Genomic DNA, 12756 nt, shown 5'->3' with positions numbered 1-12756 from the left:
CTAGTCGGAGCTCCGGGTCATGGCGCACATGAAGTCTGTCGGTTGACCAGCCGACCTGTCCGACGGACGAGCTGTGTTCAGTCCATATGCGCCCGTCAGGATGCAGCGCGAGGTACACAGCTTGGCGCTGCTCAAGCCAATCATGGACCTGGGACACTACTTCGTCAGTGGGATCGGGACTCACGAGAAGATCAAGTCCACCCCCGCAGGGGAGGCGGATATCGATGTAAGGCGATCCGGCGCCCAGCCTGATCCTCTCGGATGTTCTCCTGGCGATCGCACGCTGGGCCAGCCCAACCAAAGCGGCTTCTATGCAACCGCCGGACACCGAGCCTCGGAAGGAGCCAGTTTCGCTGACGGCCAAGTGAGTTCCAGGCGCTCCGGATGAGCTGCCAGTCACGTCGGTGATGGTCACCAGCGCCGTCCGTTCGCCACGTCCCGAGGCGTCAAGAAGGAACCGGAAAATGTCCAGGGGCGCCTTTCATTCGACGACCCTGGCCGCAAAAGATACGATATTCATGCTGGCAACGCAGCTTTCGATAGTCAACTCGAAGCACAATACTCGAAACGAAACAGGCAGGCCCGTCGCCGCGTGCCTACGACTTCGACAAGGCTATCTTGTCAGTTGAATGTCTCAAATGTCGAAAAAGCGACGATTTGGGTCAGCGACCCAAGCGCGAGGCGAGTGCTTAGGATGCCCGCGATTGATCGAGCCCAACATGGCCGGCGAAATCGAGCGACTGCTGATCCGCCTTGAGGCCGATACGGCGCAGCTTCGGCGCGCGCTCGCGCAGTCCGGTAAGGAGATCGGCAACTTCGCGAGCCGCACCAATCGCAAGGTCTCGAGCACTGAGAAGACATTCGCGCGCCTTGGCGCCAGCTTGAAAGCGGCCCTAGGCGGCCTTGCGGTTGGCGCAACGATCAAGGCAGCCGGCGAGATGGCCGATGCGTACACGCGCATGGGCAATCGGCTCGCCGTCGTGACGAAATCCGCCGGTGAGCTCGAATATGTGCAGCGGCGCTTGATGGAAATCTCGCAAGATGCACGCGTAGGCGTTGGCGACACTGCGGACCTTTATTCCCGCTACGCCTTCGCGCTTAAAGACGCCGGCGTTTCAACGAATGAAGTGCTGCAATTTACCGAGGCGCTCTCCAAAGCCGTCGTGGTTTCTGGCGCGTCTTCGGCCGAAGCTGCCGGCGCGCTCTTGCAGCTCTCGCAGGGCTTGGCGGCGGGCGTGCTGCGCGGCCAGGAGCTCAATTCGGTGATGGAGCAGATGCCGATCGTCGCTGATCTGATCGCGCGCAAGCTCGGGGTCACGACGGGCGAGCTCAAGCGGATGGGCGAGCAGGGCAAGATTACCGGCGACATCGTTGTGGACGCGGTGGTCGGCAGCCTTTCGGAGCTCGATGAGCGGTTCCGGAAAACGGCACCGACGATCGAACAAGGCCTGACACAGCTCAACTCTAAACTCCTCGAGTTCGTCGGAATCGCGGACAAGAGCGCGGGCGCGAGTGCCGCGATCGCCAACGAATTCGACAAGATGGCTGAGGCCATCGGCAATGCCAACCAAAAATGGAAGGATGGCGCCTCGTGGTGGACGTGGTTCAAAGCGTGGAAGGGTAAGGATTTCTCCGCCGCGTGGGACGCTGCCGCGGGTGTTGACCCCATGACGAATTGGCAGACGGAGGTGAGGCCGGGGGATTTCGATCCCAACGCCAAAGGTGCGAAGCGCACAGCCGCTGCGCCCGATCCGTGGGCCGCATCGATCATCCCGCCGACCTATGACGAGCAGCTTCGTGAGATGAAAGAGACCTGGGACGAAATCCGCGAGTCTCAGATGCTGACGCTTGAAGACCTCGTTGGCGATCAGATGCAGACCGCCGAGGAAAAGATGCGGGCCTTGAACGAGGCGGTGCGGCAAGGCTCCATAGGCTGGCGAGACTACGGTGACATGAAAGAGACCGTCGACCGGCAAGTCGAGCGTTCCCAGCGCGCCTTGCTTTCCACGACCGGACAGTTTCTCGACAGCATGTTCGAGGGCAGCAAGACCGCCGCGATCGCTTCTGCGCTCATCAATACTTTCGAGGGCGTTTCCAAGGCCCTGACGCTGCTGCCCCCGTACAGCTACGCCGCGGCATCGATGACGGCGGCTATGGGCTTTGCGCAGGTGCGCGCGATCCAGAACACAAACAAGGCCAGCAAGGGCGGCGCCACAGCAACGCCAAGCGCGGCATCGGCACAGGGCGCCACGGGAGCACAAGGCGGCGCCGCAAGTGTTTCCCGCTCGTTGTTCGTTCAAGGCATCTCTTCGGACCAGCTTTATTCCGGCAATCAGGTGGCAGGCATTGCGGAAGCGTTGCTTGAGTTCCAGCGCAACGGCGGCCAGGTGGTCTTGGATAGACGAGCATAACCATGAGCAAATTGACCCCCAAACGCGAGCTGCTCCTTGTCCTCGATACAGAGGTTGTTGTTGGTAAAGCCCGCATCGCTGACACGATGACCGCGATCGGACGTGCGGTGCTTGAAGGAAAGGACACGACGCAGCTCGTCGCGGCATGTCGGGCCTTCATGTCGGGCCTTCATGGCGACCGTCGCTAAGCTCGATGCGCACTGTGAGGCGCTGAGGCGCGAGACGAACGAGCGGCTGAACTGAGCTGCTGTTTCATCAAATCTTTTAGGCAAACGACCTCGGGGACCGCCGCCGGGGGGACACATTTTCAAATTCGCGAAATACCAGATTTTTCAAAAGGCTGTTTTAGATGGCAAAAAGAGGCAGGAAGCCGAAAAGCAATGTCATCCGTCTGCTCGAGGGCAATCCGGGCAAGCGGCCGATCGCGGATAACGAGATCATCGTAGAACTTCCCGCGCAGAAGCCCTCCGTCGTGGCCGCGGATGCGCTCGCTTCGGGGGAATGGGATCGCGTCCTAGCCGTCATGCCGCCGACGATGTACAGCGCCGCGCATGAGGTCGTCTTGAGCCAACATGCCTTGGCGTGGAGCATGCTGGTCAAAGCGCAAAACGAGATTTCCGAGGGTGGCCTTACGGTCTTCACAGCGAGGGGGCAGACGACCAACCCGGCCGTGCGCGTATGGAAGCTGGCCGCCGACACGCTGCACCGGACCGCAGGTCTGCTCGGGCTCCACCCTGGCGCTAGGCTCAGCATCCCTAAGCGCGGTGAAACGCCTTTTGTCGGAAAGTTCGCCGGCCTGCTCGGGCGGAAGCCTATCTAGTCTCGAAATTTGCGCGGTCATAAGCGTTCGGCCAGCCTCTCCGCATCGATAAGCGGAGCATCCCATGGCCGAAAGCATTCCCCTTCACAAACTTGCGAAACTCGCACAACGCTCGGAATCGAGCCTGCGCGCCTACCTCCACGCTAAGACCTTTGACGAAAGCCACGCCGACGCGCCCGAAGGGCACGTGACAGCGGTCAAGGCCATCGAGCTTCTGGTTGCGTCCGACCTCGAGCGCATGTGCGCGTCGCGTGTGGACCGCGTGCGCTTGGTCAAATGCCTCATGGCGGAGTTCAGCCAACCGCGTGACGCGTTCCCGGCGCTGTTCGCTTTCGATCCAGCCAGCGGGCGCTCACATATCGAGTTCAGCCGCTCCGTCGATATGGGTTCGCTGTCCTATCGGCTGACGGCCAACGCGCATCCGCACCCCGGCCAGGGCTTCGCGTGCGATGATCTTGGCATTGCGGCGAGCGGCTTCATCGTGCTTGATCTGAAGGAAATCACGCGGCGGGTGTTTGAGACGGCGGACTGAAGGAAAGCGGAGCAACGCGGGTTACCATGGGGTTGAGCGGTTCCGACGTATATGGGCTGTGGCTGCCCAAAAGAAAACGTTTTGTCGCAAGAAGAGCACTCGTAGCGTTCTCGTTGCGAGGTGTCGCGAATTAATACTGAAGAATTGATCGCGTTCGCTTCTGAAAACAATTGGGGCATGCGCGATGAAGAGGCTCCCCCTGATCTGGCTTTAGCTCATAAGAAAAGGTGTTACCGCCGTAATCTTTCAGCGCATACCGAGCTTCTGTGTTTTGCCATGCATCTCTATCGGCTATTTCAGCCTCAAGCATTTTGATGCAGTCTCTTGCTTCCGACGTTGCCTCTTGGGCCGAAAGAATCCTCTCTTGAAGATCGATGATAGCCGCGTCGAGTGTTACGCGATCATCAATGTCCTTCAGACCTTTGGCAATGTCGTAAGCTGTCTTGAGCGCAGTGTAGCCGGCCGCGATGTCAACCATCGTCACCCCCTTATCACTGATTAGAGGGTATGCGGAGTGGAGGTCAATCGCTCGTCCTGTATTGATGTTGTCCACAATCATCAAGGGACCCTACGGGACCCCGGTACAACACGAGTAGGTGTGAATATCAGCTAAAGTCTTGAAAAGACTGGCGCGCCCGAAAGGATTCGAACCTCTGACCCCCAGATTCGTAGTCTGGTGCTCTATCCAGCTGAGCTACGGGCGCTTTCTTTGCAAGCCGTTGTATGGCCGAAGCGAAACCGGGACGGGAGATGCCGTCAGCAGCCTCGCAAGGCCGCAACTCCTAATATGAGAGACAGGCAAGTGCAAGCCTCTTGATGGAGCCGAGGCGCTAAAGTCGCGAAACTCGCGGTGGGTGCGCGAATTCAGCGCACGGAGCGGTCGGGAAGCTCGATTAGGAACGTGGCTCCGATCGATGTGTCGAGAAGCTCGAGCTTGCCGCCGTGGACGCCGACCAACTCGGAAGCGATGGCGAGCCCTAGGCCCGAGCCATCCTTACGCGTCGAGGCCTGGAAGGGGCGGAAGAGCTTCTTGCGCGTGTGCTCCGGGATGCCGGGTCCGGTGTCGGTCATCTCGATGAAGACCTTGCGGCCGTCGCGCCAGGCTTTGACGTGGATCTCGCCCGTGCCGTCCGCGTGGCTTTCGATGGCTTGTACGGCGTTACGCGTCAGGTTGCTCAAGACGCGGAAAAGATGCTCGTGGTCGGCGTCGATCAAAAGCTGCTCGTCGGCATCGACGATCCAGCTGATTTTGCCTTCCGGTGAAAGGCCGAGGCCTTCGGCAACCTCTTCGAGAAGCGGCTTCAGACGCATCAGCTCGCGCCGTGGCTCGGCCTCCTCGGCGCGACCAAAGCGCAGCGACGTGTTGCAGAAGTTGATGGCGCGGTCGAGGGAGGCGATCAGCTTTGGGGCGAACTGCTGCACGGTCGGATCCGGGATGGCCGTCAGGCGGTCGGAGATCAGCTGAGCGTTGGCCAGCATGTTGCGCAGGTCGTGGCTGATCTTGCTCACGGCGAGGCCGAGCTGGGCGAGGCGGTTTTTCTGAATGAGCGCCTGGGCGAGCTGTCGCTGCATATGGGCAAGCTCGCGCTCCGCGGTGCCGATCTCGTCGGAGCGGCCAGATGGCGTGATGATGCGGCTCGCATCCTCCGGGTTTTCGCCGAAGCGCAGCATATTGCGCGAGAGACGCATCATCGGCCGTACGAGAAGCGCGCTGATGGCGAAATAGACGAGCGCGGCCGTAATCAGCGAGATCATGATCGAGAGATAGACGATGTTCATGCCGTAGCTGACCATGGCCCGTTTCAGCGGCTCCTCAGGCAGCACCACCTCGATCACATCGTCGAAGCGCGGACCGAGATGTCCGACGACGCGGATCACCCGGTCGTCGGGGGCGAAAAAGACGGCGAGCGAATCGCCAATGCGCGAGAGGCGCAGGCCGAGCTCCTGGCCGAAGGTCAGATCCGGCGGGTCGCGCAGGTCGAAGTGGTCGTCGATCGAGATCTCCGTCACGGGGGGCAGAACGAGACGGCGGATGCCGCCGCGGCGGATGGCGATCGCGCGGACCAGCGCCGTGCGGGTCAGCTCGTTGCGAAGCGCCGGAGGAACGTTGCGGCCCGGCACGGCTTCGGCGGCAAGGGCGGCAACGTTCGCGGCCGTGAGGCGGTCGTTAAGCCAGCTCACCCGATAGTTGGCGATCGAGGGTAGAAAGATCAGGATCTCGGCCAGCATGACGAAGACGGCCGTAAGGAAGAGCAGCTTTGCAGGTAGGCCGATGCGCAGCCAACCCTGCCGGAGCGTCGCAGCGCTCGCGCGCAGCCACGGCAAGACGGACAGCTGCCGTTTCTCCGTCGTTTCGATTTCTTGCTCGCTCGTATCGAGAGGCATGCTTCAACTCGCAGCAGCGGCCCCGGCTTTAAGGTTCGCCCGATTCTCGCATTTCGCGTTCAGCCTGTCATCTGCGCGGGCGGGCCGGATCCGTCCGATCGCGGAGCATGATCAAGATCCTACCCCGAGAGATATGGAGGCAGAAGTCCCGCTAGCCAAGCCTGGCAAGGAAGTTGATGAGCTTACGGACAATCGAGCGCGCTGGCAGGGCCGCGTAGTGGCGGAGGGCGGCGCGCTTGCCGGCTTCGCCCAGGGTTGGATAGGGCGCGACGTAGCCGGCCAGCGCCGAGATATGAAGCTTCTGGGCGACGGCGAGAGACCAGATCTGGATCAGCTCGCCGGCATTCGGGCCCACAATGGTGGCGCCGGCGACGCGGCCCTTGGCGGTGATGATTTTGACGTGGCCAAGGGTTTGGTGCTCGGCGTGGGCGCGATCGTTCTCGGTAAAGGGCCAGCGCAGCACCTCGATGCGCATGTTGGCGGCGCGCGCCTGATCCTCGCTCAATCCGACGTGCGCTAGCTCCGGGTCGGTGAAGGTGACCCAGGGAACCAGCGTCGGGTCGAACTTGGCCGGGAGCCGGAAAAGGATGCGCCGCAGCACGATCTCTGCCTGGTGGCTTGCGACGTGGCTGAAGCGGGGGCTGCCGGTGACGTCGCCGATCGCGTAGATGCGCCGATTGGAGGTTCTGAGCCCATCGTTCACGACAATCCCGTGGGGGCTAGTCCGAACGCCTGCTGCGTCGAGGTTGAGGTCGGAGACGTTCGGGACGCGGCCGGCCGCGACGAGGAGGTGAGAGGCCTCCACGGTCTCCGCGCCGTTGGTGGAGGCGAGGTGAGCTCGCACATGGCCGGCGATCGCCTCGACGCGTTCAACCTTGGCGTCCTCGCGGATGTCGATGCCTTCAGCGCGTAGAGCCCTCACGACGGCAGCGGCGGCTTCGGGATCGTCCTTGCCGAGGGCGCGGCCGGCGTCGACGACCGTGACGCGGCTGCCGAGGCGGTGGTGCGCCTGCGCTAACTCGAGCCCCACGGGGCCGGCGCCGATGATCAGGAGATGGGGGATCTTGCGGTCGGCGTCGAAGATCGTCTCGTTGGTGAAATGCGGGCACACTTCGAGGCCCGGGATGTCGGGAAGCGCGGGCGAGGAGCCGCTGGCAACGACGAAGCGGCGGGCTCTCACGCGATAGTCGCCGGCGAGCAGGGTGCGCTTGTCTAGAAAGCGGGCGGAGCCGTGAATGACGCGGACGCCAAGGCCCGTCAGACGCTCGACTGAATCATTGGGGGCCACGGTTGATATGACTGACCGGACGTGACCAGCTACGGCGCGGATGTCGATTTGGGGCTCTACCGCCGCGATGCCGAAGGCGGAGGCCGTCCGCATGGCCTGGGCGCGGCGGCCGGCGATGACGAGGGCTTTCGATGGGATCGATCCGGCGAGGCCGCCGCCGCCCATCCTTTGCTTCTCGACGAGAACGACTTTGCGTCCGAACGTGGCCGCCATGGTCGCTAGGGCGATGCCTCCGGACCCTGCTCCGATGATGCAGAGGTCGGCAGTCAGCTGCTCGCCGGCCAGCGCAACGGAAGGCTCGGCGGGCGCCCGTGCGGCCGTTTCGGGCGCTTCGGAGACGGGGTTGGCGTGCGTCATGCGATCGCTCCAAATCTTTGGTCGCCCTCCGGTCCAGGCGGTGCCTGATGAGCTTTCCCCGCTCCGCGCCGCCTGGCAAGGTTATCCGGTACCTCTCCGCCCTTGACTCACAATGGATTTCGGATGCCGATAGACGAAATGTCCGGCTGCTTGGCGTGCAGGATGCCGATTGACTTCGGCGAGCCTGCAACCTATAAGCCTGCGTCCCATAATGATGAGCCCTGGACGGCTGGTTTTGCCGGCGCCGGGCGCGCCCGCATTCAATTTCGATTGGAGTAACAGCCGTGAAACGGACCTATCAACCGAGCAAGCTCGTGCGCAAGCGCCGGCACGGCTTTCGCGCACGCATGAGCACGCCGGGTGGCGTGAAAGTTCTCGCGCGCCGCCGCGCAAAGGGCCGCAAGCGCCTGTCGGCGTAGAGTTTTTCGGCGTTACGCGTAAAAAACGCGGAAGCCCGCTGCCTCGTTGCTTTATGCCTGCCTGCCAGCGAAACACGGTTTCCCATGCGGGGAAGCCTTCTGACTCCGGAGCATCGCGCCTCCGGCCAGGGCAGGCGCAAGGCGCAGCCAGAGCAGAGCCCGCTCCGCGGGAGTAACGTCGTGGCTGTCGAAACGCTCAAGAAAAGATCTGAATACCTGAGGCTCCGGGGAGGCGCGCGCTGTGCGACGCCTTCTTTCGTTCTGGAAACGCGAGCCCGCGTCGTGGAGGCCCCGGCAATAGCCGCCGGCCCCCGCTTCGGCTATACGGTCACGAAGAAGCTCGGCGGGGCTGTTGTGCGCAACCGCATTCGCCGCCGACTCAAGGCTGCCGTTGCCCTCGTGGCGCCGGCACACGCGCGCGCCGGCCACGATTACGTACTTGTCGGCCGCGCTCTGGCGCGTGAGAGGCCCTTCGAGGATCTCAAGAAAGACCTTGAACGGGCCCTCCATCGCGTGCATCACCCTGCGACAAGCGCGGCCAGTGGCAAAACGACAAAACGGGCCGATGCGTCCGCGCGCAAACGCCCATAGTAGAGACCCCTGCACGGGTTGTAAGAGAACCAATCTAAAAACTTGCCGGCCGCCCGATTCGACGACAGGGCATGCGGTGCCGCCGTATCCGAGGTCTTTATGAGCCAGCGCCCAGACGATCAAAGAAATCTTCTCATTGCCGTCGCATTGTCGATGGCCGTGATGCTGGGCTGGCAGCTCTTCTATGCCGGACCGCAGATCAAGGACCAGCACGAGAAGGCGCAGCGCGAGCAGGTCGTGAAGGACGACGCCGGCAAATCCGGCGCGGCTTCTCCGGTCGTGCCGACGCTGCCGGGATCGGTTCAGCCGGCGCAGCCGGCCCAACCACTTCCGACGCTGGCGACGGGCACGCGGACGGAGGCGCTCGCCCGATCGGAACGCGTGCTGATCGAGACGCCGTCGGTGACCGGATCGATCTCGCTCAAGGGCGGCCTCATCGACGATCTGGTGCTGGTCAACTATCGCGAGACGGTGGATCCCAAGAGTCCCAACGTCGTGCTCTTCTCGCCGCTCGGAGCGCCGCACGCCTATTTTGCCGAATACGGCTGGCAGGGCTCAGTCGGCTCGCCGATGCCTCTTCCGGATAGCGAGACGGTCTGGCATGCGGAGAGCGGGGCCAAGCTGACGCCCGCGACGCCGGTGACGCTTACCTGGGACAACGGCCAGGGGCTCAAGTTCCAGCGCAACATCAGCATCGATGAGCACTACATGCTCAAGGTCTCCGACACGGTGCAAAACACCACGTCGGGCGACATCGTTCTGACGCCCTACGCCCGCCTCTACCGTTTCGGAACGCCGCTTACGTCCGGCTACAGCACCATTCTGCATGAGGGCCTCATCGGGGTGCCGGGCGATGCGGGCCTGCAGGAGATCCCCTTCGCAGACGTGCTCAAGGACGGCGGTGGCAAGAGCTTCGATAGCAAGGTCGGCGGCTGGCTTGGCATCACGGATAAATACTGGGCGGCGGCGCTGATCCCTGATCAGAAGACCGCCTATGCGGCGAGCTTCCGCGGCCAGAACTCGGGTGCAGCAGCGTCACAAGAGATCTTTTGGACGGACTATCAGCTCGGCGTCCAGCCGATCGCGGCCGGCGCGACGCATACCGTCGAAGGCCACCTCTACGCCGGCGCCAAGCAGGTGAAGCTCATCGAAGGGTATGAGGCGTCGCTCGGCATCGAGAAGTTCGAGCTCCTGATCGACTGGGGATGGTTCTACTTCATCACCAAGCCGCTCTACTATGTCATCGCCTGGCTCTACGGCATTCTCGGCAACTTCGGCCTCGCCATCCTTGCCGTCACCGTGATGGTGAAGGCGGCGTTCTTCCCGCTCGCCAACAAGAGCTATGCCAGCATGGCCAAGATGAAGAAGCTGCAGCCGCAGATGGAGCAGCTTCGCGAGCGCTACAAGGACGACAAAGCCAAGCAGCAGCAGGAGCTGATGGCGCTTTACCAGAAGGAGAAGATCAACCCTCTGGCAGGCTGTCTGCCGATCCTGGTGCAGATTCCGGTCTTCTTCGCGCTCTATAAGGTGCTGTTCGTCTCGATCGACATGCGCCATGCGCCGTTCTTCGGCTGGATCCAGGACCTGTCCGCGGCCGATCCAACGTCGCTCTTTAATCTCTTCGGCCTCCTGCCGTTTGCGGTGCCGGAGTTCCTGCATATCGGCGTTTGGCCGGTCATCATGGGCCTCACGATGTGGGTTCAGATGCAACTCAACCCGCCGCAGCCGGATCCCATCCAGCAGCAGATCTTCTCGTTCATGCCGCTCTTGTTCACGTTCCTGCTGGCTTCGTTCCCGGCGGGCCTCGTGATCTACTGGGCCTGGAACAACGTGCTCTCGATCGCGCAGCAGTGGTACATCACGACCCAGCAGGGCGCGGAGGTGCACCTCGTCGGCAACCTCAAGCGAACGTTCGTATCCCTGGGGCGGCTGATCGGGATCAAGGGCGAATCCAAATCCGAAACGAAGGGATGACCGACGCGGGCCTCTTTAGTCTGGAGGATCTGGCGGCGGGCGAGCGCCTCGTCGCCAAGCCCTGGCACTTCGTGAAAGGCGTCGTGGCGCTCGACGGGCTGCCCGACGACGGATGGACGGAGGTCGCGTTTGCCGGACGATCGAACGTCGGCAAGTCGAGCCTCATCAACGCCACGGTTCGCAATGGCGGCCTCGCGCGCACATCGAACACGCCGGGGCGCACGCAGGAGCTCAACTTCTTCGCACCCGCTGAAGAGCCGCTCTACCTCGTGGACATGCCGGGCTATGGCTTCGCCCGCGCCCCGAAGGACAAGGTGGCGGCCTGGACAAAGCTGGTCCGCGCCTATCTCCGGGGGCGGCCGACGCTTCGGCGCGTGTTCGTGCTCGCCGACAGCCGCCATGGCCTCAAGCCGCCGGACCGCGAGATCATGTCCATGCTCGACACGGCCGCCGTGCCGTACCAGATCGTGCTGACGAAAGCCGATAAGATCAGCGTCCCGGCGCTCGCTGCCGTGCGTGCGGCCACGGAGGCGGCCATCTCGAAGCACCCGGCGGCGTTTCCCATTGTGCTGACGACGTCGTCAGAGAAGGGCTCCGGGATCGAAGAGCTCCGCGCGACGCTGGCGGCGCTTCTGCGCGCTTGAAGGGCTTCCGGAAAAGTGGGAACCGGTCATGGCGAAGCCGTGCACTTAAGGTATCCGATAAGAAGCACGATCAAACAGAAAGTTAGAGCCGTTCCCTGATTCCACTTAAATCGGAATGGCTCTAAATTTTTATCAAGCTTGCGTCAGGCCAGATCGGACTTCCCGACGGCGAACGCCCAGTCGAGCCACGGCGTCAGGCGTTCGAGGTCGGCCGTCTCGACGGTGGCACCGGTCCAGATGCGCAGCCCGACCGGGGCGTCACGGTGGGAGCCGATATCGAAGGCGGCGCCTTCCGCCTCGAGACGGGCGACCAGCGCTTTGACGAACGCGGCTTGCTCCGCTTCCGGGCGCGCCAGGATATCCGCATCGACGATCCTAAGGCACACCGAGGTGTTCGAGCGCGTGGCCGGATCGACAGCCAGGTTCTCGATCCATGGCGTACGCGCGATCCAGTCGAATACGACGCGTGCATTGGCGTCGGCACGTGCCATGAGGCCCTTGAGGCCGCCGATGCTTTCTGCCCAGGCCAGCGCGTCGAGATAATCCTCGACGCAGAGCATCGACGGCGTGTTGATCGTCTCGCCTTCGAAGATCGCGGCGTTGAGCTGGCCCTTCTTGGTCAGGCGAAACAGCTTGGGCAGAGGCCAGGCCGGCACGTGGCTCTCCAGCCGGGCGATGGCGCGGGGGCTCAGGATCAGCATGCCGTGGGCGCCTTCGCCGCCGAGCACCTTCTGCCAGGAGTAGGTCACGACGTCGGCCTTCGACCAGTCGATCGGCTGGGCGAAGATGGCGCTGGTGGCGTCGATCAAGGTCAGGCCTTTGCGATCGGCGGGAATCCAGTCGCCGTCCGGCACGCGCACGCCCGACGTAGTGCCGTTCCAGGTGAACACGACATCGCGCGTGAAGTCGGCCTTGGTGAGGTCCGGCAGGACTCCGTAGTCGGCTTCCAGAATGCGCACATCGTCCACCTTGAGGTGTTTGACGACATCGGTCACCCAGCCCTTGCCGAAGCTTTCCCAGGCCAGGACATCGACTCCGCGCGCGCCAAGAAGCGACCACAGCGCCGCCTCGAACGCCCCGGTATCGGATCCGGGCACGATGCCGATATGGAAATCCTCCGGCGGGGCCAGGATTGCGCGCGTCCGGGTGATGGCGAGCTTGAGGCGGGCCTTGCCGTCCTTCGACCGGTGAGAGCGGCCGAGAAGCGCATCCGCGAGAGCGTCCCGCGTCCAGCCGGGGCGCTTGGTGCAGGGCCCCGATGAAAACCGCGGGTTGGACGGCTTATGGGCAGGCTTGGCTGGCATGGTCACGATCCGCATCCTCGATACCGGATGT

13 protein-coding genes and 1 tRNA gene are annotated in these 12756 nt (G+C 63.0%); 8 read left to right on the top strand and 6 right to left on the bottom strand.

The features are described 5' to 3' along the window. The coding region (locus V7P99_RS14770) for an XdhC family protein (RefSeq protein ID WP_442909903.1) at nt 1-466 on the bottom strand (466 nt) is incomplete at its 3' end. A 238-nt stretch (nt 467-704) separates the two neighbouring features. Here V7P99_RS14770 and V7P99_RS12615 point away from each other — a divergent pair. The 4 genes from V7P99_RS12615 (at nt 705) to V7P99_RS12600 (ending at nt 3763) form a co-directional block, all read left to right on the top strand. Then, complete coding sequence (locus tag V7P99_RS12615) at nt 705-2411, top strand: tape measure protein (protein ID WP_333795178.1); 1707 nt, start codon at nt 705-707, stop codon at nt 2409-2411. Nucleotides 2412-2413: 2 nt separating this feature from the next. Beyond that, nucleotides 2414-2599: a hypothetical protein gene (locus tag V7P99_RS12610; RefSeq protein ID WP_333795177.1), complete on the top strand. Its 186-nt coding sequence runs from the start codon at nt 2414-2416 to the stop codon at nt 2597-2599. A gap of 161 nt (nt 2600-2760) precedes the next feature. Further along, entirely contained in the window at nt 2761-3231 is a 471-nt protein-coding gene (locus V7P99_RS12605; protein WP_333795176.1) for a P27 family phage terminase small subunit, read from the top strand. A gap of 64 nt (nt 3232-3295) precedes the next feature. After that, nucleotides 3296-3763: a hypothetical protein gene (locus V7P99_RS12600; RefSeq protein WP_333795175.1), complete on the top strand. Its 468-nt coding sequence runs from the start codon at nt 3296-3298 to the stop codon at nt 3761-3763. 130 nt (nt 3764-3893) lie between these two features. Here the strand turns inward: V7P99_RS12600 and V7P99_RS12595 are convergent, their stop codons facing one another. From V7P99_RS12595 to V7P99_RS12580, 4 genes are all read right to left on the bottom strand, one after another. Beyond that, nucleotides 3894-4241 carry a hypothetical protein gene (locus V7P99_RS12595; RefSeq protein ID WP_333795174.1) on the bottom strand — a complete coding sequence of 116 codons (348 nt, stop codon included), beginning with the start codon at nt 4239-4241 and terminating at the stop codon, nt 3894-3896. A gap of 149 nt (nt 4242-4390) precedes the next feature. Beyond that, nucleotides 4391-4467, bottom strand: a tRNA-Arg gene (locus V7P99_RS12590). Nucleotides 4468-4627: 160 nt separating this feature from the next. After that, nucleotides 4628-6148, bottom strand: a complete 1521-nt coding sequence (locus V7P99_RS12585) for a sensor histidine kinase (protein WP_333795173.1) — start codon at nt 6146-6148, stop codon at nt 4628-4630. A 151-nt stretch (nt 6149-6299) separates the two neighbouring features. After that, nucleotides 6300-7793 (bottom strand): dihydrolipoyl dehydrogenase family protein, encoded by a 1494-nt coding sequence (locus V7P99_RS12580; RefSeq protein WP_333795172.1) that lies wholly within the window; start codon nt 7791-7793, stop codon nt 6300-6302. Between the two features lie 284 nt (nt 7794-8077). Between V7P99_RS12580 and rpmH the strand changes: the two genes are divergently transcribed. The 4 genes from rpmH (at nt 8078) to yihA (ending at nt 11421) form a co-directional block, all read left to right on the top strand. Further along, nucleotides 8078-8212, top strand: coding sequence for a 50S ribosomal protein L34 (rpmH, locus tag V7P99_RS12575; RefSeq protein WP_333795171.1), 135 nt, complete (start codon nt 8078-8080; stop codon nt 8210-8212). 180 nt (nt 8213-8392) lie between these two features. Then, nucleotides 8393-8803: a ribonuclease P protein component gene (rnpA, locus tag V7P99_RS12570; RefSeq protein ID WP_333795170.1), complete on the top strand. Its 411-nt coding sequence runs from the start codon at nt 8393-8395 to the stop codon at nt 8801-8803. A gap of 99 nt (nt 8804-8902) precedes the next feature. Beyond that, entirely contained in the window at nt 8903-10777 is a 1875-nt protein-coding gene (yidC, locus tag V7P99_RS12565; RefSeq protein ID WP_333795169.1) for a membrane protein insertase YidC, read from the top strand. Then, complete coding sequence (yihA, locus tag V7P99_RS12560) at nt 10774-11421, top strand: ribosome biogenesis GTP-binding protein YihA/YsxC (protein ID WP_333795168.1); 648 nt, start codon at nt 10774-10776, stop codon at nt 11419-11421. Before yidC ends, yihA begins: the two co-directional genes overlap by 4 nt. 143 nt (nt 11422-11564) lie before the next feature. Here the strand turns inward: yihA and V7P99_RS12555 are convergent, their stop codons facing one another. Beyond that, nucleotides 11565-12731 (bottom strand): phosphoserine transaminase, encoded by a 1167-nt coding sequence (locus V7P99_RS12555; RefSeq protein ID WP_333795167.1) that lies wholly within the window; start codon nt 12729-12731, stop codon nt 11565-11567. Nucleotides 12732-12756: the final 25 nt, after the last annotated feature.

The organism is Hyphomicrobium sp., from assembly GCF_036780825.1.
GTDB lineage: Bacteria > Pseudomonadota > Alphaproteobacteria > Rhizobiales > Hyphomicrobiaceae > Hyphomicrobium_C.
This window is presented reverse-complemented; position numbering and strand designations above follow the sequence as displayed.